A 24,554-nucleotide genomic window follows, 5' to 3' on the forward strand; every position below is an offset into this window, starting at 1 on the left:
TTTGAATTACGGGTAGAATAGCCGGTTTTCAACCACACACGTGTTTACATGGAATCTTCGATGTTAAAAATCTTTAATACAATGACGCGCCAAAAAGAGGAATTTAAACCTATCCATGCCGGGGAAGTCGGCATGTACGTGTGTGGTATTACGGTTTACGATCTCTGTCACATTGGCCATGGCCGTACCTTTGTCGCTTTTGACGTGGTGTCACGCTACCTGCGTTTTCTGGGCTATACCCTGAAATACGTGCGTAATATCACCGACATCGACGACAAAATCATCAAGCGCGCTAATGAGAACGGCGAAAGCTTTGTCGCGCTGGTGGATCGCATGATCGTCGAGATGCACAAAGATTTCGACGCCCTGAATATTCAGCGCCCGGACAGCGAGCCGCGCGCGACCCACCATATTCACGAAATCATCGAGATCACCGAAAAGCTGATCGCACGCGGTCACGCCTACGTTGCGGATAACGGTGACGTGATGTTCTCGGTGCCAACGGACCCAACCTACGGTTCGCTTTCCCGTCAGGATCTGGATCAGCTCCAGGCCGGTGCCCGTGTCGACGTGGTTGACGTGAAGCGTAACCCGATGGACTTCGTGCTGTGGAAGATGTCCAAAGAGGGGGAGCCAAGCTGGCCATCCCCGTGGGGCGAAGGCCGTCCGGGCTGGCACATTGAGTGTTCCGCGATGAACTGCAAACAGCTGGGCAAGCACTTCGACATTCACGGCGGCGGTTCAGACCTGATGTTCCCGCACCACGAAAACGAAATTGCGCAGTCCACCTGCGCCCACGGCGGCGAGTACGTGAACTACTGGATGCACTCCGGGATGGTAATGGTTGACCGCGAGAAGATGTCGAAATCGCTGGGCAACTTCTTTACCGTGCGCGACGTGCTGAAGTATTACGACGCGGAAACCGTGCGCTACTTCCTGATGTCTGGCCACTATCGCAGCCAGCTGAACTACAGCGAAGAGAATCTGAAGCAGGCGCGCTCGGCGCTGGAGCGTCTGTACACCGCGCTGCGCGGGACCGACAGGTCTGTTCCGGCGGCAGGCGGCGAAGCGTTCGAAGCACGCTTTGTTGAGGTGATGAACGACGACTTCAACACCCCGGAAGCCTACTCCGTGCTGTTCGACATGGCGCGCGAAGTGAACCGCCTGAAGTCAGAAGATATGGCGGCGGCGAATGCGCTGGCGTCTCATCTGCGTAAGATCTCTTCCGTGCTCGGCCTGCTGGAGCAGGATCCGGACGTGTTCCTGCAGAGCGGTGCGCAGGCGGATGACGGCGAAGTGGCGGAAATTGAAGCGTTGATCAAAGCGCGTCTGGAAGCGCGTCAGGCGAAAGACTGGGCGGCGGCCGATGCGGCGCGTAACCGTCTGACCGAGATGGGCATCATTCTGGAAGACGGCCCGCAGGGAACGACCTGGCGCCGTAAGTAAGTCTGTAACGCCCGGTGGCGCTTACGCTTACCGGGCCTACGGGTAAAAGTAGGCCGGGTAAGGCGCAGCCGCCACCCGGCTTTTTTTTACCTTCTTCTCCACCACAACATCCCCATTAGCACAACCCCCGGCAGCCACACCCACAGCAGTTCTGAAATAATCACCTGATGCCCGTACGGCGTGGTATAGCGTGAGAGCGCAAACGGCGCGACCTTAATCACCTGCCACGGCGCAAAAAAGCGTTCATCTGACCACGGCCACAGCCAGCCGACGCCTTTTCCGCCCGTGGTAATCGAATCCAGCAGGCTGTGCGACAGCAGTGATACCGTTAAAAACAGCCAGCACCGCGTCAGGCTGGCCCTGAACCATCGTCGTCCAGTCAGTACGCAAAGTATCGGCACCACAAAGGCGAACAGCAGGGAGTGGGTAAAGCCGCGATGGCCGAAAACATTTCCATACGCGACGCCGAACTTAAACGCCAGCACGTCGGCGTCCGGCAGCATGGCGAGAACAATCCCGGCAAACAGCAGGCGGGGTGGGATAACTTTTGTCCCCAGGCCTAAGCCCAGACAAAGCGGAACAGCAGCGTGTGTAATGACGGTAGGCATTGTGATTATCCATGGCAAATCATGGAAATATAGCAGCCATTCCGCGCTAAAAAACCTGTGCGAAATTCTGATTTTACGCCGACTCGCGCGCGATAAGCTGCCCGGAAAGTGTAATGCGCTGGGTTTGCAGCGTCGGCTCCTTTAGCGTGCGAATAATCAGCCCGGCAGCCTGACGCCCCGTCTCTTCGCTGGCGGATGAGACATAGGTAAATGACGGCGAGGTGAGGTTAACGTGGAGCATATCTTCGAAACCGACCAGCGCGACCTGCTGTGTTAAAAACACATCTTTACCCACCGTACGCCCGACCTGATGAATACCGGAGATGGAGCCGATCATGGCATCCGGCGAGTGGCAGAGCAGGGCGGTGATAGTATTGTTTTTTTCCAGCAGCTGGCGGGTGGCGAAACCCGCAGCCAGGGTGTCATCGCTGCAGGCCGGAGAGTATTCATCGCGCCAGACCAGCCCGTTTTGCGTCATCGCGCTGCGAAAACCGAGCAGGCGCTGTTCGCGGATAAGGCAGCCTTCGCGTCCACCAATGTAGGCGATATTGCGATGACCGCGCTCGATAAGATAACGCACCGCCAGACTGGCCGCCTGCCGGTTATCGCGCATCACCAGATTGCATTTTTCATCCAGCAGCGACTGCGAGACCACCACCAGCGGCAGCGGGCAGTGGCGAATCTGTTCCGGGAGGGTGGCGGTGCGGGTATCCGAGGCCAGATAGATCACCCCGGCGACGCCCTGCTGCTTAAACGACAGCAGGCAGCGCTCAAGATGGTCATGGTCGTTCTGGGGCTGGCCGAGAAAAACCATATACCCCTGTTTTTCAAGATCCTGAACGATGCTCGCCATCACTTTGATGGAGAAACTGTCGCTAAAGTCACGGAGGATCAGGCCAATCAGGTTGGACGTATTGGCGCGGAGGTTGGCAGCGGCAACGTTATGAACATAGCCCAGTGTATTGATGGCAGCGTTGACCTTCTCGATCGTTGCCTCTGAGATTTTCCCTTTCTGGCGCAGCACCAGCGAGACGGTTGAAACCGACACGCCCGCGTGCTTCGCGACATCAATAATGCTGACTTTCTTCAAAACCGCTCCCTGAAATTTACCGATTATCAGCCAGATAAAACACGTCTCCCAGCGTACAGGAGACGTGTCGTTCAGGCATCTTATTATTTGCCGATCATGGTGGACATGGTCTGGGCGATAAACTGTGCTCTGGCACCGAAAATCACCTGAATACCGTTGTCGCCGACAAAGACCACGCCGCGCGCGCCGAGTCCGTTCAGGCCGTCTTTATCCACCACCTCACTTTTTGTCACTTCCAGGCGAAGACGGGTGATACAGGCGCCGACGGAGTCGATGTTATGCGCCCCGCCCAGCAGGGTGATGATCTCGGTCGCGAGTTCAGAATCCGATTTCTCATCCGCGTTGGCGGTCACTTCAGTGCGGCCCGGCGTTTTCACGTCGAAGCGACGGATCACAAAGCGGAACGTGAAGTAATAAATCAGGCCCATTGGAATACCGATGATAATGGCGCTCAGGAAGTGGGTCTGGTAGCCGTTAAACGACGGCAGGATCCCGAATGACAGATAGTCGATAAAGCCCGCAGAGAACGACTTGGCGATATGCGCATGCAGCAGGTACATGGTCATGTAGGCCAGACCCGCCATGATAGCGTTAAAGACGTACAGAATCGGTGCCACGAAGATAAAGGTAAACTCAACCGGTTCGGTGATCCCGGTCAGGAAGCAGGTGAGCGCCGCGGAGAACAGAATACCGGCCGCGATTTTCTTATTCTTCGTATGGGCTTCGTGATACATCGCCAGGCACGCGGCGGGCAGCGCGAACAGCATCAGCGGGAATTCACCCTGCATGAACTTACCGGCGTTCTGGTAGGTATCGCTGCTGAAAGATTTCACCCCTTCTTCCAGCATCTTGAACCAGATGGTCTGGTCGCCATGGATCACCTGGCCTGCCTGGGTGGTGTAATCGCCAAACGAATACCAGAACGACGGATACCAGATATGGTGCAGACCGAGCGGGATCAGCGCACGCTCCACCAGACCGAAGATAAAGGTCGACGCCGCCTGATTATCGCCGTTCACCACCACGGAGAGCGCGTCGATACCGGCCTGGATATGCTGCCAGACGTACGGCAGCAGCAGCCCCATCAGGAACGAGAGGAACGCCGTTGCAATTGCCACGAAGCGCTTGCCGGAAAAGAAGCCCAGGAACTCCGGCAGCTGCATGGTGTGGAAGCGGTTATAGCACCAGGCCGCGAGAATACCGCAGATTAGGCCGCCGAAGACGCCCATCTGCAGCGTCGGAATGCCCACCACCATGGCGTATTTCCCGCCCTGGGAGGCCATTTCCGGCGTGATGCTCAGCACGGTGCTGATGGTGATATTGGTGACAAACACCGAAACGGCCGCAGACAGCGCCGCGATGCCGGATTCTGATGCCAGACCCACGGCGGAGCCAATGGCAAACAGCATTGGCAGGTTATCAAAAATAACCCCACCCGCGTTCATCATCAGCGGCAGATGGAACTTATCGCCGAAGGCCAGCAGCAGGCCCGCAGCGGGAAGCAGTGAAATTGGCAGCATTAAGGCGCGACCAATCATCGATAACTTAGACAGCGATTTAACAAACCCTGATATCAGACTCATGCTGATTTCCCCCGAGTAGCGCTTTTTTTGGCGCTGTTATTGTAAGTAGAACGTTTTAGTAGAACGTTCTACTTATCGTGGGCAAAGAGTGAAAAACGCGCAACTGAATTTTCACGTTTCAACAGATGAAATAGTGATTATTTGAAGTTGATCGATAAATAACCGTGATGGGTGTGAGGGGATGCTGAGAGAAATTGCCGGGTGGCGGCTTCGCCTTACCCGGCCTGGAAACGGCGTTCGGACTGTTCCCTCTCCCCTTTGGGGAGAGGGTTAGGGTGAGGGGGCTCAGGCCGTCACGGTTACGCTCTGGCCTTCAAAGCTCACGGTCTGGCCCGCGACAATCTTGCAGCGCTTGCGCGTTTCTACCACGCCGTCCACTTTCACCCGCCCGTCGGCGATAACGATTTTCGCCTGCGCGCCGCTTTCGCTCCAGCCTTCCAGCTTGAGCAGATCGCACAGCTCAACGTGCGGATGTTTACCTAATGAAAAAGTCGCCATCTTACGCGTCCTCTACGTCGTGATATTCTTCGCATGCCTGCAAAGTATTCTGAATCAGCGTTGCGACGGTCATTGGACCCACGCCGCCCGGTACGGGGGTAATGTAAGAGGCGCGCGCGGCGGCATCTTCATACACCACGTCGCCAACCACTTTGCCGTTTTCCAGACGGTTAATCCCGACGTCCACGACGATCGCACCCTCTTTAATCCACTCGCCCGGAATAAAGCCCGGCTTACCGACCGCGACGATCAGCAGATCGGCATTTTCGACGTGATGACGCAGGTTCTTGGTGAAGCGGTGGGTCACGGTGGTGGTGCAGCCGGCCAGCAGCAGCTCCATGCTCATCGGACGGCCCACGATGTTAGAGGCACCAATTACCACGGCGTTCAGGCCGTAAGTATCGATGTTATAGCGCTCCAGCAGCGTCACAATGCCGCGCGGCGTGCACGGGCGCAGACGCGGCGCACGCTGGCACAGGCGGCCAACGTTGTACGGATGGAAACCGTCCACGTCTTTATCCGGTGCGATACGCTCCAGCACCTTCACGTTGTCGATACCTGCTGGCAGCGGCAACTGAACCAGAATGCCGTCGATCTCTTTATCGGCATTCAGAGTGTCAATAAGTTCCAGCAGTTCTGCTTCGCTGGTGGTTTCCGGCAAATCGTAAGAGCGGGAGACGAAGCCGACCTCTTCACACGCTTTGCGCTTGCTGCCGACATAAATCTGCGATGCCGGGTTGCTGCCAACCAGCACAACGGCCAGCCCGGGGGCGCGTTTTCCGGCGGCTTTACGCGCCTTCACTTTTTCCGCGACCTCAGAGCGCACCTGCTGCGCAATCGTTTTACCGTCAATAATCTTTGCTGCCATCAGAGAGAAGATTCCGTCTGTAACGTTCGAAAGGGGGGATGCGTGTATTTTGTCAGAAGCGAGCCTCGCTGTCAGTCACCCTTTACGCGTTTTTATCAGCAAGACGCAAAAACCCTTCTTAAGGGATGGTCAATTTCTTAGGCGGGATTAGGATGTGACCTGGCGAAATGGCAGCGTTTTGACATATTTAAAAATCGCCTCCTGAGCTACTTTGTCTCCTCCGAAATAAGCTTTCAATTACTCAATTGAACGTATTTCTTATTCCCGATTATTCGCGGGAAGGGTTATTTACATTTTAAAGGAATAGACATGAAACTCAGCAACATTGCTTCTACTGTTATTGCAACTTTGGCCCTGGTTGCGGGTGCCGCAAATGCAGCAGATCCTGCTGCGCCGGTTTCCGTAAATGGCGGTACCGTACATTTTAAAGGTGAGCTGGTTAATGCCGCTTGTTCAGTAAATACGGATTCTTCCGAGCAGACCGTTAATCTGGGTCAGTATCGCACCGCGAAATTTACTAAAGTGGGCGACACCACCTCTAATATTCCATTCAACATTGAACTGAATGATTGCGATCCGCTGGTTGCCAAAACTGCAGCTGTTGCGTTCACCGGGCAGATCGACCCAACCGACAAAACCCTGCTGGCCGTGACCTCCGGTAACAACGACAACACCGCGAAAGGCGTGGGTATCGAGATCCTCGACAGCAAATCCAGCGTTCTGACCCCAGACGGCGCGACCTTCTCTGCTGCGCAGACGCTGATCGAAGGGACCAACACCCTGAAGTTCACCGCGCGTTATAAATCAACGGCTGCCACCACCGAGCCGGGCCAGGCGAATGCTGACGCCACCTTCGTAATGAAATACGAGTAATTCCTCCGCACAGGGATGTTCAGGCCTCAGGGACGAGGCCCGTCATACGCTATTGCCAGGAACGAAGGATGACAAGGACTGGAACACTACTGCTGTTAACCCTTGCGATGGCTTGCCCGGCATCGGCGCATACCGTGGTGATCGAAGGTGGCAAGGTTCATCTTCGGGGTGAACTGGTGAACGGCGGCTGCGCCGTGGCGCCCGATAGCCAGAATATGCGCATCGACATGGGGCAGTACCGAACCAATTCATTTTCCGGCGTGGGCAGTTTTTCTACGGTGAATGTGCCTTTCACCGTGCGGCTGCTGGACTGCAGCGTGGATGTTTCGCGCACCGTGGGGATCCAGTTTCAGGGCGTCACACCCGCAGAGGATCCGCAGGTCTTTCTGGCGACATCGCGGCCGGGTGAAACACCTGTCAGCAGCGGCGTCGGGCTGGCGCTCTTTGACGAACAGCAGCGTCAGATTATCCCAAACGCCACGGCCATCAGCTGGCTGCCGATCGAAACCCGCGAGCTCGCGTTCCATTTTAGCGCTCGCTATCGGGCTATTTCCGAACATCTCGAGCCAGGCAAAATTCAGTCGGATGTCTGGTTTACGTTGATTTATCCATAACACCTGCGAACACATTATTAAAGGTACGGTTGTGATGAATACCCTAATTAAACCAGGACTTTTTTTATCGTTTATTTTGATGATGGTTTCTGCCTGCGCAAATGCATCCGGCGGTATTGCGCTGGGGGCCACGCGTGTTATTTATCCCGCAGAGGCGAAGCAAACGTCGCTGGCGATCACCAACAGCAACAAACAGGAACGCTATTTAATTAACGCGTGGATCGAAAATGCGAACGGGCAAAAAGAAAAAACCTTTGCCGTCACGCCGCCCCTGTTTGTTAGCGAGCCGAACAGTGAAAACACGCTGCGTATTATTTACGCCGGGCCGGCGCTGCCTGCCGACCGCGAATCGCTGTTTTACATGAACGTGAAGGCGATCCCGTCAGTGAACAAAGCGAAAACGGAAAACAATAACGTGCTGCAGCTGGCGATCCTCTCGCGCATCAAGCTGTTTGTGCGTCCGAACAACCTGGCGATGCAGCCGGAAGAGGCGCTTTCCCAGCTGCGGTTCGAACGCGCGGGCAGCCATCTCAAAGTCAGCAACGCGTCCCCGTATTACATCACCCTCGTCAATCTGAAGCTGGGCGGGCAGCAGCTGGATAACCTGATGGTTGCGCCGAAAAGCTCGGCTCAGCAGGTGCTGCCAGCCGGTGCCAGCGGTACGCTTTCCTGGCAGAGCGTGAATGACTACGGTGCCATCACCCCGGCGCGTAGCGTCAACCTGTGAGCAGAGTCAGGGCGATGAAAAACCACCAGAGACGTTACTGCCCGGTTGCGCTGGCGCTGATGGCTGCGCTCTGGCCGCAGGCTGGCTGGAGCGAAAGCTATTTCAACCCGGCCTTTTTGTCCGACGACACCGCCAGCGTGGCGGATTTGTCGCGTTTTGAACAAGGACACCAGCAGGCACCCGGCGTTTATCGCGTGGATATCTGGCGCAACGATGAGTTTATCGGTACCCAGGACGTGCGTTTTGAGCAGGCCGAGAATACGCCACCGGTGGCGGGCGGTTTATCGGCCTGCATTACGCGCGCGATGCTTGACCGCTTTGGCGTCAACGTTGCGGCGTTTCCCGAGCTGGCTAAGGTGCAGGGCGAGACCTGCGTTCCGCTGGCTACGGCCATACCCGGCAGCGAAACGGTATTCAACTTTGCCTCACAGCGTCTGGACGTCAGCCTGCCGCAGGTGGCATTGCAGAACAGCGCCCGGGGCTATATTCCGCCCGAACAGTGGGATGAAGGCATCCCCGCCGCGCTGGTGAACTACAGCTTCACCGGTAACCGGGGAAGCGAAGACGACAGCTATTATCTGAACCTGCAAAGCGGGTTGAACTATGGCGCCTGGCGTTTACGTAACAACGGCGCATGGCGGTACACGCAGAATAACGGGCAGCGTCACAGCGAGTGGCAGAATATTGGCACCTGGGCGCAGCGCACCGTTATCCCGCTGAAAAGCGAACTGGTGCTGGGCGACAGCAATACCGGGAATGACGTTTTCGACAGCATGGGGTTCCGCGGCGGGCGGCTCTTCTCGTCTGACAGCATGTACCCGGACAGCCTGCAGGGCTACGCGCCGACCGTGCGCGGGATCGCCCGTACGCCCGCCAAAGTGGTGGTTCGCCAGAATGGCTACGTTATCTATCAAAGCTATGTCCAGCCGGGCGCATTTGCCATTACCGATCTTAACCCGACCTCCTCAAGCGGTGACCTGGAGGTCACGGTCGAAGAGAAAGACGGCACCCAGCAGCGCTATACCGTGCCGTACTCCACCGTGCCGCTTCTGCAGCGTGAAGGGCGCTGGAAGTACGACCTCGTCGCGGGGGATTACCGCAGCGGTAACAGCGATCAGGATACGCCGTTCTTCACCCAGGGCACCCTGATTACCGGTCTTGCCAACGGTTACACGCTCTACGGCGGGACACAGCTGGCGTCACGCTATACCGCGGTGGCCGTCGGAGCCGGAAAAAACCTGGGCGACTGGGGCGCGGTCTCGCTCGATATCACCCACGCCCGCAGCCAGCTTGCGGACGACAGCAAGCATGAAGGGCAGTCTCTGCGCTTCCTCTATGCGAAATCCCTTAACGGCTTCGGCACCAACTTCCAGCTGCTGGGCTACCGCTACTCCACGAAAGGCTTTTACACCCTCGACGATGTCGCCTGGCGCTCAATGGAAGGCTATCAGTATGCCGATAGCCAGAACGATAACGATGTTCCAGACGTGCAGAGTTATCACAACCTGACGTGGAATAAAAAAGGCCGCTTCCAGCTCAACGTATCTCAGTCGCTGGGGGACTACGGCTCGGTCTATATCTCCGGTAGCGAGCAGACCTACTGGGGAACCGATGAGACGAACCTCTGGTACCAGTTGGGCTATGCGGGCGGCGTGAAGGGAATCAACTACTCCGTTTCGTGGTCGTGGAACAAATCCGTTGGGATAGACGGCACCGATCGGATCGCGTCATTTAACGTCTCCGTGCCGTTCAGCCTCTTTACCCGTCAGGGCTATCGCCGGGACAGCGCGATTGACCGCGCCTACGCTACGGCATCCGCCAGTCGAAACAGCGATGGCGACACAAGCTGGCAAACCGGCGTCAGCGGAACGCTGCTGGAGGACCGCAACCTGAACTACAGCGTGACCCAGGGACACACCAGCACCAACGGCGCAAGCGGAAGCGCCAGCGCCAACTGGCAGGCGACCTACGGCACATTGGGCGTGGGCTACAACTACAGCGACGATCAGCACGATCTCAACTGGCAGCTCTCCGGCGGGGTGGTCGGACACGCCGACGGCGTGACCTTCAGCCAGCCGCTGGGCGACACCAACGTGCTGATCAAAGCGCCGGGAGCATCAGGCGTCAGCATTGAAAACCAGACCGGGGTGAAAACCGACTGGCGAGGCTACGCGGTGATGCCGTATGCCACCGTCTATCGCTACAACCGCGTGGCGCTGGATACCAACACCATGAGCAACAACACCGATATCGAAAACAACGTGAGCAGCGTGGTGCCGACGAAAGGCGCGCTGGTGCGCGCCAGCTTTGATACCCGCATTGGCGTGCGCGCTCTGCTGACGGTGATGCGCGGTAACCAGCCCGTGCCGTTCGGCGCGGTGGTCCGTGAAACCCGAAGCGGTGTCACCAGCATGGTGGGGGATGACGGGCAAATTTACCTGAGTGGGCTGCCGCTGGAAGGCGAACTGCTGATCCAGTGGGGCGACGGGGCGCAGTCCCAGTGTCGCGCACCTTACAGCTTGTCTGAACAGAGCCTGCAACAGGCAATCACACTTAAGGGGATCAGCTGTGATTAAAACCCAAATCTTTGCCTTGTCGCTGCTGGCGTTACTGCCCGCGACAAACGCATTCGCTACCGTGTGCGTCAATGAGAAAGGCGTGCCGACGGAGGTGCATTACGACCTGACGGATAAATTTAATAGCTCGAATAACCAGATTGGACAGGTCGTAACGCTCAGCGAAAAATCGCAGTGGGTAGGGGTGAATGCCGTCTGCCCGAAGGGCACGACCGGGAACACCACCAAGCGCAGCTATGTGACGGATTACCCGATCACCGGGACCAGCGATGGCTACCAGTATCTGAAGCTGAACGACTATCTGGACGGGGCCATGAAAATCACGGACAGCTACGCTGGCGTGTTTTACCCGCCAAAAAGCTATATCCAGATGGGGAGTCATCCTAACGTCTCCAAAAACAAACCGTTTGGCGTTCAGGACTCCAGCCTTGTCTTCCGCCTTAAGGTGACCCGGCGTTTTATCAACATGGTGGTGATCCCGCGCGCCACCATGTTCCGCGTCTACGTCACCACTACCTCCTCCGATCCGCTAACCACGCCGGTCTATACCATTAGCTACAGCGGAACCATTCAGGTGCCGCAAAGCTGCGCCATTAATGCCGGTAACGTGGTGGAGTTTGATTTCGGTGACATTGGCGCCTCTTTGTTCAGCAAGGCGGGCGTGGGTAACAAGCCGGAGGGCGTCTCATCGCAAAGCAAAACCATTGCGATCAAATGCACCAACGTGGAGGCGAACGCCATGCTGACGATGCGCGTCGAGGCGGAAAAAGTCTCTGATAATGTGCTGGTGTCGGATAACCCGGATGTGGGGTTCATCATTGCCAACGAGAGCGGAGCGCCGCTCACGCCTAACAACCTGACAAGCAAAATTCCGTTCCGCCTTGACGACAGCGCGCAGGCGCAGGTGGGGATCCGGGTCTGGCCGGTGAGCGTGACGGGCAATAAGCCAGCGGAAGGGCGTTTCACCTCGCGCGGGTATTTGCGCGTGGATTACGACTAAGGAGCCAATATGCGAAACGGGATCCGTTTTATCACCGTGGCGCTTTTTGCGCTTTGCACACAGGCTCAGGCGGACACCGCGTTGGGCGAGATTAACATTCGGCTCTACGGCAATATCGTCGATTTTACCTGCGTTGCCGAGGGCAGCGACAGCGACAAGACCGTCACGCTGGGCACCTGGCCCACGAAACAGCTCAGCACCACCGGAAGCCGCACGCAGCCCATGCCGTTTACGCTGAAGCTGACCGGCTGCCCGCCGGGCGCGGCGTCCATTACGTTTTCGGGTAAAGCTGACGGGAGCAATAACGGTTTGCTGGCGCTCAATGACGCCAGTACAGCAAGTCATGTCGCGGTAGAGATCAGGGATGCGGATAAAACGCGTCTGGCTCTCCAGCAGGCCAGCCAGCCGGTGTCGGTTGATGCGCAGGGGAATGCGACATTGTCGTTTTATGCCAATTATATTGCCACCGCAGATAATCCTCAGCCCGGACGAGCCGATGCGGATGCCACCTTTATGATTAACTATAATTAGCACTGACCGCACTCCCTGCAGCTCAGATAAGCTGCAGGGAGTGAATTCAGGTTAAAGCAGTTCGTGCGCTTTGGCGTAATCAATTAATTCTACGATGCTTTGCACACCCAGCTTGGAATAAATATTGGATTTATGCGCGCTAATAGTTTTGTTGCTTAATAGTAGCTGTTCAGCAATTTCCTTATTGGATAATCCATTCGCCAGATACCGTAATACCGTGACCTCACGATTCGATAATGGCATATCTACTGCCATCCCTTTCCCTGAACCCAGGTGGTTTATAAAGTTCAGCGTTTCCGACGGGAAAAAGGAATAGCCCATCAGGATCATTTCTACGGCGTTGTAGATCTCACCCAAATCTTTCCGTTTGCTGACGAAGCCATTTGCCCCGGCGCGAATGGCGCGACCCGCGTAAAATAGCTCTGATTTAGACGAGAGGAACAGAACCTTAATCTCTTTGTTTAAGTTTCTGATTCTCTTAAGTAAAGCGAAAGCATCCGTGCCCGTGAGTTCAATGTCAAGGATCACCAGATCGATAGGGTGATTGCGGATACAGTCAAGGACTTCATGGCTATCGCCAGACTTGAGCTTGACTGCGATATTCTTATTTTTCTGTAGCAGGACTTCTATCGACATTCTGACGATAGGATGTTCGTCCATAATGATAACGGATGCCGGTTTCATTTTTAATGCCTCAGATTGTTAAAAGCGTTATGCAGAGTTTGGTAAAACTCTCGAAATGCCGGAAGGATATAATGTGCAGATCCCTATACCGTAGTATTTCCCTGGAAAGAGCGAAAGCATCCTTGTTTACGTAATGAAAAGAACTATGCCTCAGCGCGGTCATCTCATTAGGCTGGTGTTGGCAAAAAGGTTTTTCTTATTCAAATTTGGTACGCATCTTATTATACAGGGTAAGTTTTTTCCGAAAACCCTGTAAATTAATATCCGCGTATGGGTTTGTATTATCTTCTGGATCTGAATCACTATTTTTTTAAAATTAGCGGAAATATCCTATTATCCCATTTACCGCATATTTTCATCTTTATGTAATAACAAAAAATAACAGATATCTCTGTATGTTGATCAATTGTTAACAAAAATAGACATCATTTCTGGGGGCGAACCCGCGACGCGGAGGTTAAAAATTGCCCTCGCAGGCCGGTAGACCTTCATCCGAAAGTGCTTGCGTTGACCACGATAACGGCGCCAGGTCCGCAGGAGAACATGCTACCCGCTTCGCTTTTTACTCCTGGACGTTGTCGCTAAGCTGCTTGTTTTTACATCATTATCATCTTGTTAACGCTATCTGCATTCGCTTAACGGATGGAGGAAAGTGCTGCCGTTCATTCAATTTATGGCATTTCACAAGGTTTACGCCCATAAATTAGGAATAGTTATAAATTCGATTTTATTGTTAAAAATTAACATTTATGTAACGCAGTTGGTAAGTAAATTCCTAAACCGCTTTAGGAAATAAGGGGTTAGGACGTGAGTGAAAACGTGCAGTCTGAGAGGTTATTAAGAAGATGAAGCAATTCCTGGCGATGGCTCAGCCCCAGCTTCAGCAGGATGCAGCTGAGACGATAGATAATGCGGCTATAGGGGCGATTCTGCATCAGGGCAATCTGACGCAGCGTCTTGCCCCGTGAGAGCTCCTGCAGGATGGGCCATTCATTGCGCGAGAACCAGTCTTTGTCGGACCCCTGCGGGGGGCGGGTATCCAGCAGGCTGTGCTGGAGCGCGGCGGCGTTCAGTTGACGTTCGAGCACATGAAAGGGACCTGCCGCTTTGCAGAAGAGGCGGGTGTCGTAATTATCGGCCCGGACTAACAGCCAGGGCGTCAGGAACGGAGGAAACAGGCTATGCCTTCTCAACTGATCCAGTTTCTCCAGCAGCCCCGTGGACCGGCTTTCTATATCCACGACCAGACGGGCGGAGGGCCACTGTGTCTGCGCGATAAGGGCGTCGTCCAGCGTGGCGTAGTCGCAGCAGCTGCTCAGAGGAAACTGCCCGTTGAGAAAGCCGGTGCGCAGGTAGTGATCCTCCGTCACCAGAAGGATAAAAGGGGCGTCTGTTTTGCGGGGCTGGCTGATGGACTGGCTCAAAAATTCGAGTCGGTCGAAAAAGGGGGGAGCAAAAGGTGAGCGCGTAAATCCCAGTGCATCACTTCCTGTACGCCGCCGCCGGTAACGGCGCACTGTCATTCGCATGGTCTCCCTCCTGGAAATGGCGTTTTAATCCTCCGGCCATGTCCAGGACGGCCAGTAATATCCCTGGCCGAGGTCTGCGCCTGCCTGCAGTGCCCAGGTACGATCGCGTTCAGTCTCAATACCTTCAATAAGCACTTTCCCGGCCAGCTGAAAGCAAAGGGAAACCAGTTGCCTCAGCGCAGGGGTGTCGCGTAAACGCCAGAATGCTTCCTTATCTATTTTGACGCCGCTTAACGGGAGTCGACAGGATAAAAACGACTGCACTAAGACGTCGTCCACGTCATCCAGCCAGATAGCGTGTCCCTGTCTGCTAAGTTGCTGCAGATTCTGAACCACATGCTGCTTCTGTGCGACGGTTAGCGCCAAAAAGGACGCGAGGTCGACAATCTCAATATTGAGCTGCACGCCAGGTAACCTGATAAGTCGCTGAAAAGACGCAGGCTCCGTCAGGACGGTTATCGGCAGATTAATAAAAAGGTTATGTCCGTGCGGCGTATTTTTTAGCGTGGCAAGCTGCGCTTCAAGCAGGGTTATCGACCATTCAGCGGACCGATCGCAAAAAAAGTCCTCGCTGTGGCGCGTGTCGGACAGAACGCTAAGTACCTCCACGCCAACCTGGCGCAAGGAGGTGAGGGCGACGATAGGCTCAAGCTTAATGCCGACGATGTCCTGAGAAAGGTACTGTAACCGGGGGGGCGTATCGATCAGGTTTTGCGCTGTCACTCCATTGTCCTGTTGTCTGTCAGCCTCCAGGCGGCCGGGATATCTGACTCTAGTGTGACGAGCTGACGTTCAGGAAAACAGCAGGCGTTACTTAAATGCAACTAGGCCTTTTCGCAGCGCTAAATTTTACGGTGAAACAGGGAGAAATGTTGAGAAAATAGCCGTATTTACAATCGGCTAGCGGTAATTGCCCTGGAAAGCGGAAAAGGCATTGACTCACCTGCCATTGACCGTATAATTCTTCGCGTTTCACCACCGCGAAGCACACGCTTCTCAGTGCGCCCTTAGCTCAGTTGGATAGAGCAACGGCCTTCTAAGCCGTAGGTCGTAGGTTCGAATCCTACAGGGCGTGCCATTTCCTCTCAACGCACGTCTTTATTCATCGACATCACCCACGCTATGAAGGTTCTCAGCGGTGCTGGCAGATGTTTTCGGCTCGGGTAGTAAACACAAAAATTATCAGCGGGATAGGTATAATCAGGTAGCAAACGGACAAGTTTGTTTTCGCTAATTTTATCCTCAACCAGATTCTCATAAACAAACGCAATCCCTAACCCATATTCAGCAGCCTGGATCATTGCCGCGTCTGAATCGACAACCAGATCGCCATTAACAGATACCTCCATTGTTTCCCCTTGTGGATCCATAAACTCCCAGCGATACAGCTTTCCATCAGGAAAACAGCGATTTATACACCTGAAATTGACCAGATCTTTTGGTGAGTCAGGCGTGCCTGATTTCTTCAGAAAATCGGGGCTGGCAACGGGAATAAGAGCCATCTTGCCACCAAAAGGAATGGCAACCATATCTTTAGGAACATCTTGTGTATAACGTATTCCGGCATCGAAACCTGAGTCGATAATATTGATTTTTCTGTCAGTGGTGAACAACTCTAATTTAATACCCGGGTAATCATTTTTGAACGTAACGAAATGGCTTTGAAAAAAGAGATCAACCACGATCCGGGGTAAGTTGACTTTGATGACGCCTTCTGGCTTTTCTTTGTGGTCATTGAGATTATCAATGACGCGTCTGTAGTCATTCAGGACGGGCATCACGTCATCAAGAAACGCTTTACCGACGGCCGTCAAAGACAAGCTTCGGGTGGAGCGATTCAAAAGTCTAACCCCAAGTTTTTCTTCAAGATTATTTATGGCGACAGTTAACGTCGGCGCTGAAACATTTAATTCTTTTGCGGCCTGACGAAAACTCCCGTGTTTTACAATAAGAAGTAATATTTCTATATGTTGTAACTCTGGTGCATTTTTCATTGTTAATTCTCATAAAATACTGCATTAAAAATATACTAATTGTTATGCGTTAAGAATGAAAGTATATATTTCCTGTCATTTATCAAAACAGGAATATAAGATGAAAACACGTTATCTGGGAAAAGATAAATTCCAGGTGTCAGCACTGGGGTTGGGTTGTATGGGGATGAGTTTTGCCTATGGTGGCGCCGAAGAATCGGAGGCGATCAATACCATTCACGCTGCGGTCGATTTGGGCGTTACCTTCCTTGATTCCGCGGAAGTCTATGGCCCCTATGATAATGAAGTCCTGGTCGGGAAGGCGATTAAAGGCATTCGCGACAAGGTACAGATTGCGACAAAATTTGGTTTTCGCATCCTTCCCTCCGGACATGGTCTTGAACGTATGGCTGGTGTTGACAGCCGCCCTGAACATATTCGTGAAGCGGTAGAAGGTTCACTTAAACGTCTCAATATCGAGACTATCGATCTGCTTTATCAGCACCGCGTCGACCCGTCTGTACCTGTTGAAGACGTTGTGGGAACAATGGCTGATTTAATCAAGGAAGGGAAAGTTCGCCATATCGGGCTCTCAGAAGTCTCAGCCGACACGTTACGCCGGGCCTGCAAAGTTTATCCGATTACCGCCGTGCAAACGGAATATTCGCTCTGGACTCGCGAGCCGGAGGAAAGCATTCTCAACGCTTGCCGCGAGCTGGGCGTTGGGTTTGTGCCCTACAGTCCGCTGGGTCGCGGATTTTTAACCGGGAAAATCACGGACAGCTCCGGCTTTGGCGAGGATGATTTCCGGCGGAACCTGCCCCGCTTCCAGAAAGCAGCGATGCAGAAAAACCAACAGCTGCTCGGCCAGCTACAGGATGTCGCGGATAAATACCGCTGTTCCCTCGCGCAGCTGGCCCTCGCATGGGTGATGAGTAAAGGAGATGACATTGTTCCTATTCCCGGGGCTCGAAAAATAGCGCATTTGCAGGATAATGCGGGGGCGGTCAGCCTGAATCTTTCCGATTCTGATATTAAGTTCGTTGACCATGTCTTTACGCCTGACAATATCCAGGGGCAAAGATATAACCAGGGTGATTTTAATTTAATCGATAAATAACACACTGCATTACATTCTCCCGCCTCTCTGGCGGGAGAGTTGTTCATCTGTGCATTAAATGTCGCAATAATAAATAGAAGGCTAATGAATTCTTCTTCCGTTCAGTCTTAAGGTTTTCTTAATTTTTAATTGAACTATCTTTCCCATCTGGATTTTTATCATTTCAAACCACGCAATAATGAAATTTTACACTTTTACGCGTAAACTGGATTGATACTAATTATCATTAGCGTTGTTGTGTGCTTTAATCCTGTCCCACAAAGCTATGAGTGGTTACTCCCGTTGGTCTATTAAGGATATGTTCATGAATTCTCGCCTGCTGTCCTGCTTCTCGCTTGCCTTGTTGTCGTCATCCCTTTTCCTTTCCACACAATCAGTTGCCGCCGATAACAACGAAGGTATCGTTGTGTATAACGCGCAGCATGAAAACCTGGTGAAGTCGTGGGTTGACGGTTTTACCAAAGAAACCGGCATTAAAGTGACTTTGCGCAATGGTGATGACAGCGAGCTGGGTAACCAGCTGGTTCAGGAAGGCAGCGCATCGCCGGCCGACGTATTCCTGACGGAAAACTCACCGTCCATGGTGCTGGTGGATAACGCTAACCTGTTTGCGCCGCTGGATGCAGACACCCTGAAGCAGGTACCGGCAGAGTATCGTCCGGCGCACGGTCGCTGGATCGGCATTGCCGCCCGCAGCACGGTATTCGTCTATAATCCTGCAAAACTGAGCGAGCAGCAGCTGCCTAAGTCGCTGATGGATCTGGCGAAACCCGAGTGGAAAGGCCGCTGGGCGGCATCACCGTCAGGCGCGGATTTCCAGGCCATCGTGAGCGCGATGCTGGCTCTGAAAGGCGAAAAGGCCACTCTGGAATGGCTTAAGGCGATGAAAGCCAATTTCGTTGCCTATAAAGGCAACAGCACGGTGATGAAAGCCGTCAATGCCGGCCAGATTGATGGCGGCGTGATTTATCACTACTACCGCTTTGTCGATCAGTCCAAAACCGGTGAAAACAGCAAAAACACCCAGCTCTACTACTTCAAACACCAGGATCCGGGCGCGTTTGTGAGCCTTTCCGGCGGTGGCGTGCTGGCGTCCAGCAAGCACAAAGCGCAGGCGCAGGCCTTTATCAAATACATTACCGGTAAAGAAGGCCAGGAAAGTCTGCGTACCAACAATGCCTTTGAATATGCAGTGGGCGTGAATGCGGCCTCAAACCCGAAACTGGTCCCGCTGAAAGATCTTGATGCACCGAAAGTTGAACCTTCAACGCTCAACAGTAAAAAAGTTATCGAGCTGATGACGCAAGCCGGTCTGCTGTGATCCTGAGAGTGAAGTGAACGTCTTATGTCTGGTCTGAGTCTCGACATCGGAAAAAACAGAGTGCAGGAGCCTGCCCGCAGGCGTCCTGCACTGCCGATGGTTGCGTTAGCTGTGTTGTTTTCATTAATGGCGCTTCTGCCTTTGGGTTTTATCATTGCCATTGGCATTGAGACCGGCTGGGAAACCATTAAGGCGCTGGTGTTTCGCCCGCGTGTTGCTGAGCTACTCAGCAACACGCTGTGGCTGACGGCTTTAGCGGTTCCGCTGTGTATCGTGACGGGCGTGGCGATAGCCTGGCTCACCGAGCGCACGCAGCTTGCCGGGCGAGGGATCTGGTCTGCACTGGCGGTCGCCCCGCTGGCGATCCCCGCGTTCGTGCAAAGCTATGCCTGGGTGAGCGTTGTCCCGTCCATGCACGGGCTCTCCGCGGGCGTGTTCCTCTCCGTTCTGGCCTACTATCCGTTTATCTATATGCCGGTTGCGGCGGTGCTGCGTCGTCTTGACCCGACGCTTGAAGATGTCGCCGCGTCGCTCGGCACGCCGCCCTGGCGGGTCTTTTTCCGCGTGGTGCTGCCGCAGCTCAAGCTGGCTATCTGCGGTGGCGCGCTGCTGGTGGCATTGCATCTGCTGGCGGAATATGGCCTGTACGTGATGATCCGCTTTGATACCTTCACCACGGCAATCTATGACCAGTTCCAGTCTACCTTCAGCGGCCCGGCGGCGAACATGCTGGCGGGCGTGCTGGCCTTGTGCTGTCTGGCTATTCTGGTGCTGGAAGGCGTAACGCGCGGAAAAGCACGCTACGCGCGCATTGGCGCCGGGGCCGCGCGCGAGCAAAAACGCTGGCCGCTGAAGCCTGCGGCTGCCGCGCTGGGCCAGCTGTTTTTCATCGTGCTGATCGTGCTGGCGCTGGGCGTGCCGTTGATTGTCCTGTGCCGCTGGATTTGGCTCGGGGGCGTGCAAAACTGGATGAGTCCCGATCTCTGGCACTCCCTGCGCCAGACGCTGATGCTCGGCGTGGGGGGAGCGCTCCTGACAACGGCGTGCGTGATCCCCATCGCGTGGCTCGGTATCCGCTATCCGCACCGTATCTTCCGGATGCTGGAAGGGTGCATCTATATCACCAGTTCACTGCCGGGCATTGTCACGGCGCTGGCGCTGGTCACCGTCACCATTCATTACGCCCGCCCCATTTACCAGACGGAAATTACCCTGTTCCTGGCCTACCTGCTGATGTTTATGCCCCGAGCGCTCATCAACCTTCGGGCGGGGATTGCGCAGGCGCCGGTCGAGCTGGAAAACGTGGCGCGCAGCCTGGGCAGCACGCCCGCGAAGGCGCTCTGGAGCGTTACGATGCGGCTGGCCGCGCCCGGTGCTGCGGCGGGTGCCGCGCTGGTTTTCCTCGGCGTCAGCAACGAGTTGACCGCCACGCTGTTGCTCTCTCCGCTGGGCACGCGCACGCTCTCCACCGGATTCTGGGCGCTGACCAGTGAAATTGACTATGTTGCCGCCGCGCCTTACGCGATGCTGATGATCCTGATTTCACTCCCGCTGACCGCCATTCTCTATATGCAGTCGAAAAAAATTGCAGGGCTATGACATGCTTGAATTAACCGCCATTTCTAAATCGTTTTCTGATGTGCAGGTGCTCGACAGCTTAAACCTGAGCGTTGCGCCGGGGAGCAGGACGGCGATTGTCGGGCCGTCCGGGTCGGGGAAAACCACGCTGCTGCGTATTCTTGCCGGTTTCGAAACGCCTGACACCGGGCGTATTGTCATGCAGGGGAGAACGCTGTTTGATGAAAACCGTTTTGTCCCTGCCCACCAGCGCGGGATCGGTTTTGTACCTCAGGAGGGGGCGCTGTTCCCGCACCTCAACGTGGCAGACAACATTGCCTGGGGGCTGGACGGCACCCGCCACGAGAAACGCCAGCGCGTTGAGGCGCTGATGGAGATGGTGTCTCTGGACAGGCAACTGGCAACGCACTGGCCCCACGAGATTTCCGGCGGACAGCAGCAGCGCGTGGCGCTTGCCCGTGCGCTGGCCCAGCGTCCTTCACTGATGCTGCTGGATGAACCGTTCTCGGCGCTGGATACCGGCCTGCGCGCCATGACGCGTAAGGCAACGGCCGATCTGCTGGCCGAAGCGGGCGTGGCCTCGATTCTGGTCACCCACGATCAGAACGAAGCGTTGTCCTTTGCTACGCAGGTTGCCGTGATGCGCTCCGGACGTTTCACACAGGTCGGCACGCCTTATGACGTCTACACCCGTCCCGTTGACGAAGAGACGGCGCTATTTCTTGGCGACGCCGTGATCCTGCCAGCTCAGCTCACTGCTGGGTATGCCGTGTGCGCGCTGGGTGAAGTGCCCACGGACAACGCGCAGGCGACCGGGCAGGGCAGAGTGATGCTGCGCCCGGAGCAGCTGAGCGTGACGGCATGCGCCTCACATGAAAGCCCGATATCAATTCTTGATGTGGATTTTACCGGCCACCTGTCGACGCTCACCCTCGGATTAGCCGGGCAGCAACAGCCCGTGATTCTGAAGACCGTCAGCCAGCCAGGATGGAACCCGGGCACGGCGGTACGCATTGATATTGCTGGCACCGCGCGGGTATTCGAATATTCTTAATATTCGTTAGTAATTTCATGCAACGGGTTGTTATAAAAGAATTTTCCCGAACGTATGGCATTTCCTGAGATTCTCTACCATGCTCATAAAACCTCACCACAATGCGTGAGGTTTTTCGTAGTTGCTGATTAATCTCAAGGAAAAAAGGTTATGAAAAAGACGACTGCTATTTTGTTGGGAACGGCGTTACTGTTTACGACCAATGCTTTTGCTGCTCAGTTGCTGACAAAAAATGAGTTCAAGAAAGTTGCGTCTCAGTATCAAAAAATCGGTACGGTAAGTACCTCGAATGAGGTATCGGTTGATGATGCAAAAAAAGAACTGATTGAGAAAGCCGATAAGAAAGGCGCAGATGTCCTGGTGCTCACGTCAGGGAACACCAACAATAAAATTCACGGTACGGCCAATATCTACAAGAAAAAATAACGTCATTGCAGCCACCCCCGCAACGGGGTGGTTGTTCCCCTCATTTCTCGCCAAACCTCCTCATGAACGCGGTTACACTTGCTAACGCATATATAATGCGTATAGTTCTCATTTGCATTTCAATAAACACATTCTAAGGCCTGACAACGGGTCATTTTTGCGCGCACGTTTAAATGAGTTAACGATGAACAACACCAAAATAAACAACACGCTGTTGGCGCTCGCCGTTGGCGCGGTGACACATTCCGCCTTCGCGGCGGACGATCAAAAAGAGGACACCCTCGTTGTCCAGGCTGCGCCAGCCAGCGATTTCAAACCCGGTGGCGACCAGTTGGTACCGGCCTTCCTTGACGGGCAGATGGCGAACGGCGGGCGCATGGGGATGCTGGGCCAGCAGAACGCCATGGACGTGCCGTTCAACATCATCAGCTACACCTCGAAGCTGGTGGAAGATCAGCAGGCGAAAACCATTGCCGATGTCGTCGCGAACGACGCGGGCGTGCAGTTCGTCCAGGGATTCGGCAACAGCGCGGAAACCTACCGTATTCGTGGCCTGAAGTTCGACGGTGACGACATGACCTTTGGCGGGCTGTCCGGCGTGCTGCCGCGCCAGGTGGTGGATACCCAGATGGTTGAGCGCATTGAGATCTTCAAAGGGGCAAACGCCCTGATGAACGGCGCGGCGAGCTCCGGCGTGGGCGGGATGATCAACCTTGAGCCAAAACACGCGGGCGAACTCCCGCAGGCGAAAGTGGGCGTGGACTACACCTCAGATTCTCAGATTGGCACCACGCTGGATGCGGGTCGTCGCTACGGCGACAACGACCAGTTTGGCGCGCGGGTGAACCTGGTCCATCGCGAAGGGGAAACCGGCATACCGAACGATCGCCGCCGCACCACGCTGCTCTCTACCGGCCTGGATTACAGCGGTGACCGCTTCCGCACCTCGCTTGATCTGGGCTATCAGAAGAAAACCTTCCACGGTAGCCCAACCAGCGTCAACATTTCGGCGGTGGATTTCGTGCCCGAGCCGCCGAAAAACGATCGCAACTTCTCGCAGAAGTGGGCCTACAGCAACATCGAAAACGAGTTCGGGATGTGGCGCAGCGAGTACGACATCACCGACGGCTGGACCGCCTATACCGGCCTGGGCGCGCAGCACGCGCACGAGGAAGGGATCTACAGCGCGCCGAAGCTGGTGGATAAAAGCGGTAAGGCAACGGTCAGCCGCCTTGATACCAACCGCATCAGCGACTCCGTCAGCGGCATGGCGGGCATTCGCGGTAATTTCAATACCGGTTTCGTCTCGCACAAGGTCAACGTTGGCTATTCGGCGATGACCAAAAACGAAAAAATCGCGTGGAAAATGTCGGCGACGAAGGATAACCCGACGACCAACATCTACCACAACACCGGCGTGGATATGCCGGACAGCAGCAACCTCAACGGCTCAGGCGGGAAATACAGCGATCCGCTGACCAGCGGACGCACCCGTACCCAAGGCTGGCTGTTGAGCGATACCCTGGGTGTGCTGGACGATAAGCTGCTGTTCACCGCCGGCGCGCGCCACCAGAAGGTGGTCATTCGCGGGTATAACAAAATTACCGGTGCGGAAAACGCAGCAGACGGCTTCGACGGCAGTCGCTGGATGCCAACCTACGGCGTGGTCTACAAGCCGTGGGAGGAAATCTCCCTCTATGCTAACCATACCGAAGCGCTGCAGCCGGGCAAAACCGCGCCGAATACCGCCACCAACTACGGCCAGAGTACCGGTATCGTGCACTCTAAGCAGAACGAAGTGGGCGTGAAGGCGGACTTTGGCCGCGTGGGCGGATCGCTTGCGCTGTTCGAAATCAAGATGCCGTCGGCGATCCTCGACGACAGAGGCCACTACGGCCTTGACGCCGAGCAGCGTAACCGTGGCGTGGAGCTGAACGTCTTTGGCGAGCCCCTGCTGGGGATGCGTCTGAATGCCAGCGCTACCTGGCTGCAGGCTGAGCTAACCAAAACCAAAAATGGCGTGAATCAGGGGAACGATGCGATCGGTATTCCGAACTTTTACGCCGTGCTGGGCGCAGAGTACGACATCAAGCCGATTGACGGCCTGACCGCCACCGCCCGCGTGAACCACTCCGGCGCGCAGTACGCTGACCTGGCAAACACCAAAAAGCTGGACAGCTACACCACGCTGGATCTGGGGATGCGCTATCGCTTCGCGGTGAACCACAATGCAAACCAGATGACCGTGCGCGCAGGCATCGATAACGTGACCAATGAAAACTACTGGGCCAGCGTGGACGATTCCGGTACTTACATCACGCAGGGCGAACCGCGCACCTTTAAGATCTCGGTTGGCTACGAATTCTAAGCGTTCCATCTCGTTATCCGGGGCAGGGATGCCCCAATCCCTTGCTACCTCCAGCATGAAGTGTTAAAACGTGCCCCTTCTAAAAAA

Annotated in this window: 22 protein-coding genes and 1 tRNA gene; 14 read left to right on the plus strand and 9 right to left on the minus strand. The window is 54.9% G+C overall.

Translation table 11 applies throughout. From position 1 onward, the window contains the following. The first annotated feature begins 60 nt into the window (after positions 1-60). Positions 61-1,446 (plus strand): cysteine--tRNA ligase, encoded by a 1,386-nt coding sequence (cysS, locus tag GXP72_RS05385; RefSeq protein WP_032646206.1) that lies wholly within the window; start codon positions 61-63, stop codon positions 1,444-1,446. A gap of 86 nt (positions 1,447-1,532) precedes the next feature. Here the strand turns inward: cysS and GXP72_RS05390 are convergent, their stop codons facing one another. The 5 genes from GXP72_RS05390 to folD all read right to left on the minus strand — a co-directional run bounded on the left by GXP72_RS05390 (position 1,533) and on the right by folD (position 6,093). Beyond that, positions 1,533-2,054: a metal-dependent hydrolase gene (locus GXP72_RS05390; RefSeq protein WP_032646207.1), complete on the minus strand. Its 522-nt coding sequence runs from the start codon at positions 2,052-2,054 to the stop codon at positions 1,533-1,535. Positions 2,055-2,127: 73 nt separating this feature from the next. Continuing rightward, positions 2,128-3,144, minus strand: coding sequence for a Mal regulon transcriptional regulator MalI (gene malI / locus GXP72_RS05395; RefSeq protein WP_208763578.1), 1,017 nt, complete (start codon positions 3,142-3,144; stop codon positions 2,128-2,130). Between the two features lie 83 nt (positions 3,145-3,227). After that, positions 3,228-4,727 (minus strand): PTS transporter subunit EIIC, encoded by a 1,500-nt coding sequence (locus GXP72_RS05400; protein WP_024906880.1) that lies wholly within the window; start codon positions 4,725-4,727, stop codon positions 3,228-3,230. A gap of 285 nt (positions 4,728-5,012) precedes the next feature. Next, on the minus strand, positions 5,013-5,225 hold the full coding sequence (gene ybcJ, locus GXP72_RS05405; RefSeq protein WP_023310640.1) for a ribosome-associated protein YbcJ: 213 nt from the start codon (positions 5,223-5,225) through the stop codon (positions 5,013-5,015). Between the two features lies 1 nt (position 5,226). Next, positions 5,227-6,093 (minus strand): bifunctional methylenetetrahydrofolate dehydrogenase/methenyltetrahydrofolate cyclohydrolase FolD, encoded by an 867-nt coding sequence (gene folD, locus GXP72_RS05410; protein WP_008499332.1) that lies wholly within the window; start codon positions 6,091-6,093, stop codon positions 5,227-5,229. 309 nt (positions 6,094-6,402) lie between these two features. Between folD and fimA the strand changes: the two genes are divergently transcribed. From fimA to sfmF, 6 genes are all read left to right on the plus strand, one after another. Next, positions 6,403-6,966 carry a type 1 fimbrial major subunit FimA gene (gene fimA, locus GXP72_RS05415; RefSeq protein ID WP_023310641.1) on the plus strand — a complete coding sequence of 188 codons (564 nt, stop codon included), beginning with the start codon at positions 6,403-6,405 and terminating at the stop codon, positions 6,964-6,966. Between the two features lie 68 nt (positions 6,967-7,034). After that, positions 7,035-7,580, plus strand: coding sequence for a type 1 fimbrial protein subunit FimI (gene fimI / locus GXP72_RS05420; protein WP_048991450.1), 546 nt, complete (start codon positions 7,035-7,037; stop codon positions 7,578-7,580). Positions 7,581-7,614: 34 nt separating this feature from the next. Next, complete coding sequence (gene fimC / locus GXP72_RS05425; protein ID WP_032646209.1) at positions 7,615-8,307, plus strand: type 1 fimbria chaperone FimC; 693 nt, start codon at positions 7,615-7,617, stop codon at positions 8,305-8,307. A gap of 14 nt (positions 8,308-8,321) precedes the next feature. Then, positions 8,322-10,883: a fimbrial biogenesis usher protein gene (locus GXP72_RS05430; RefSeq protein WP_024906883.1), complete on the plus strand. Its 2,562-nt coding sequence runs from the start codon at positions 8,322-8,324 to the stop codon at positions 10,881-10,883. Next, positions 10,876-11,883 (plus strand): type 1 fimbria D-mannose specific adhesin FimH, encoded by a 1,008-nt coding sequence (fimH, locus tag GXP72_RS05435; protein WP_024906884.1) that lies wholly within the window; start codon positions 10,876-10,878, stop codon positions 11,881-11,883. The genes GXP72_RS05430 and fimH overlap by 8 nt, the downstream gene beginning before the upstream one ends. Positions 11,884-11,892: 9 nt before the next feature. Beyond that, positions 11,893-12,414, plus strand: a complete 522-nt coding sequence (gene sfmF / locus GXP72_RS05440; protein WP_032646212.1) for a fimbria assembly protein — start codon at positions 11,893-11,895, stop codon at positions 12,412-12,414. Positions 12,415-12,465: 51 nt separating this feature from the next. Here sfmF and fimZ read toward each other — a convergent pair whose 3' ends face one another. The 3 genes from fimZ to GXP72_RS05455 all read right to left on the minus strand — a co-directional run bounded on the left by fimZ (position 12,466) and on the right by GXP72_RS05455 (position 15,350). Beyond that, positions 12,466-13,098: a fimbria biosynthesis transcriptional regulator FimZ gene (fimZ, locus tag GXP72_RS05445; RefSeq protein WP_024906886.1), complete on the minus strand. Its 633-nt coding sequence runs from the start codon at positions 13,096-13,098 to the stop codon at positions 12,466-12,468. Positions 13,099-13,898: 800 nt separating this feature from the next. After that, positions 13,899-14,627, minus strand: a complete 729-nt coding sequence (locus tag GXP72_RS05450; protein WP_024906887.1) for a response regulator transcription factor — start codon at positions 14,625-14,627, stop codon at positions 13,899-13,901. Between the two features lie 24 nt (positions 14,628-14,651). Next, positions 14,652-15,350 carry an EAL domain-containing protein gene (locus tag GXP72_RS05455; RefSeq protein ID WP_048991446.1) on the minus strand — a complete coding sequence of 233 codons (699 nt, stop codon included), beginning with the start codon at positions 15,348-15,350 and terminating at the stop codon, positions 14,652-14,654. 278 nt (positions 15,351-15,628) lie between these two features. On the opposite strand from GXP72_RS05455, the gene GXP72_RS05460 reads away from it, so the two are divergent. Further along, a tRNA-Arg gene (locus GXP72_RS05460) sits at positions 15,629-15,705 on the plus strand. 7 nt (positions 15,706-15,712) lie between these two features. On the opposite strand, the gene GXP72_RS05465 is transcribed toward GXP72_RS05460, so the two are convergent. Next, complete coding sequence (locus tag GXP72_RS05465; RefSeq protein ID WP_061715831.1) at positions 15,713-16,621, minus strand: LysR family transcriptional regulator; 909 nt, start codon at positions 16,619-16,621, stop codon at positions 15,713-15,715. A gap of 100 nt (positions 16,622-16,721) precedes the next feature. Here GXP72_RS05465 and GXP72_RS05470 point away from each other — a divergent pair, with 100 nt between their 5' ends. The 6 genes from GXP72_RS05470 (at position 16,722) to GXP72_RS05495 (ending at position 24,467) form a co-directional block, all read left to right on the plus strand. Beyond that, the gene (locus GXP72_RS05470) at positions 16,722-17,720 is read left to right on the plus strand and encodes an aldo/keto reductase (RefSeq protein WP_208763579.1); all 999 of its coding nucleotides are present in this window, start codon (positions 16,722-16,724) and stop codon (positions 17,718-17,720) included. Positions 17,721-18,024: 304 nt separating this feature from the next. Then, entirely contained in the window at positions 18,025-19,041 is a 1,017-nt protein-coding gene (locus tag GXP72_RS05475) for an iron ABC transporter substrate-binding protein (protein WP_047748646.1), read from the plus strand. Positions 19,042-19,065: 24 nt separating this feature from the next. Then, complete coding sequence (locus tag GXP72_RS05480) at positions 19,066-20,640, plus strand: iron ABC transporter permease (protein ID WP_024906892.1); 1,575 nt, start codon at positions 19,066-19,068, stop codon at positions 20,638-20,640. Position 20,641: 1 nt separating this feature from the next. Continuing rightward, the gene (locus GXP72_RS05485; protein WP_208763580.1) at positions 20,642-21,673 is read left to right on the plus strand and encodes an ABC transporter ATP-binding protein; all 1,032 of its coding nucleotides are present in this window, start codon (positions 20,642-20,644) and stop codon (positions 21,671-21,673) included. Positions 21,674-21,823: 150 nt separating this feature from the next. Then, positions 21,824-22,099: a DUF1471 family periplasmic protein YahO gene (gene yahO / locus GXP72_RS05490; protein WP_024906894.1), complete on the plus strand. Its 276-nt coding sequence runs from the start codon at positions 21,824-21,826 to the stop codon at positions 22,097-22,099. A gap of 184 nt (positions 22,100-22,283) precedes the next feature. Then, entirely contained in the window at positions 22,284-24,467 is a 2,184-nt protein-coding gene (locus tag GXP72_RS05495) for a TonB-dependent siderophore receptor (protein ID WP_208763581.1), read from the plus strand. The last annotated feature ends 87 nt before the right edge of the window (positions 24,468-24,554 follow it).

Origin of the sequence: Enterobacter sp. SES19 (assembly GCF_011765665.1) — a bacterium.
GTDB classification, from domain to species: domain Bacteria; phylum Pseudomonadota; class Gammaproteobacteria; order Enterobacterales; family Enterobacteriaceae; genus Enterobacter; species Enterobacter pseudoroggenkampii.

What these genes read in the sequence shown, in the direction of transcription:
- GXP72_RS05430 (WP_024906883.1), top strand. Translation starts at nt 8,322, where the DNA reads ATGAAAAACCACCAGAGACGTTACTGCCCGGTTGCGCTGGCGCTGATG.
- GXP72_RS05495 (WP_208763581.1), top strand. Translation starts at nt 22,284, where the DNA reads ATGAACAACACCAAAATAAACAACACGCTGTTGGCGCTCGCCGTTGGC.
- sfmF (WP_032646212.1), top strand. Translation starts at nt 11,893, where the DNA reads ATGCGAAACGGGATCCGTTTTATCACCGTGGCGCTTTTTGCGCTTTGC.
- GXP72_RS05485 (WP_208763580.1), top strand. Translation starts at nt 20,642, where the DNA reads ATGCTTGAATTAACCGCCATTTCTAAATCGTTTTCTGATGTGCAGGTG.
- GXP72_RS05475 (WP_047748646.1), top strand. Translation starts at nt 18,025, where the DNA reads ATGAATTCTCGCCTGCTGTCCTGCTTCTCGCTTGCCTTGTTGTCGTCA.
- GXP72_RS05465 (WP_061715831.1), bottom strand. Translation starts at nt 16,621, where the DNA reads ATGAAAAATGCACCAGAGTTACAACATATAGAAATATTACTTCTTATT.
- GXP72_RS05400 (WP_024906880.1), bottom strand. Translation starts at nt 4,727, where the DNA reads ATGAGTCTGATATCAGGGTTTGTTAAATCGCTGTCTAAGTTATCGATG.
- GXP72_RS05480 (WP_024906892.1), top strand. Translation starts at nt 19,066, where the DNA reads ATGTCTGGTCTGAGTCTCGACATCGGAAAAAACAGAGTGCAGGAGCCT.
- ybcJ (WP_023310640.1), bottom strand. Translation starts at nt 5,225, where the DNA reads ATGGCGACTTTTTCATTAGGTAAACATCCGCACGTTGAGCTGTGCGAT.
- GXP72_RS05450 (WP_024906887.1), bottom strand. Translation starts at nt 14,627, where the DNA reads ATGCGAATGACAGTGCGCCGTTACCGGCGGCGGCGTACAGGAAGTGAT.
- fimI (WP_048991450.1), top strand. Translation starts at nt 7,035, where the DNA reads ATGACAAGGACTGGAACACTACTGCTGTTAACCCTTGCGATGGCTTGC.
- GXP72_RS05470 (WP_208763579.1), top strand. Translation starts at nt 16,722, where the DNA reads ATGAAAACACGTTATCTGGGAAAAGATAAATTCCAGGTGTCAGCACTG.
- fimZ (WP_024906886.1), bottom strand. Translation starts at nt 13,098, where the DNA reads ATGAAACCGGCATCCGTTATCATTATGGACGAACATCCTATCGTCAGA.
- yahO (WP_024906894.1), top strand. Translation starts at nt 21,824, where the DNA reads ATGAAAAAGACGACTGCTATTTTGTTGGGAACGGCGTTACTGTTTACG.
- GXP72_RS05390 (WP_032646207.1), bottom strand. Translation starts at nt 2,054, where the DNA reads ATGCCTACCGTCATTACACACGCTGCTGTTCCGCTTTGTCTGGGCTTA.
- cysS (WP_032646206.1), top strand. Translation starts at nt 61, where the DNA reads ATGTTAAAAATCTTTAATACAATGACGCGCCAAAAAGAGGAATTTAAA.
- folD (WP_008499332.1), bottom strand. Translation starts at nt 6,093, where the DNA reads ATGGCAGCAAAGATTATTGACGGTAAAACGATTGCGCAGCAGGTGCGC.
- fimC (WP_032646209.1), top strand. Translation starts at nt 7,615, where the DNA reads ATGAATACCCTAATTAAACCAGGACTTTTTTTATCGTTTATTTTGATG.
- fimA (WP_023310641.1), top strand. Translation starts at nt 6,403, where the DNA reads ATGAAACTCAGCAACATTGCTTCTACTGTTATTGCAACTTTGGCCCTG.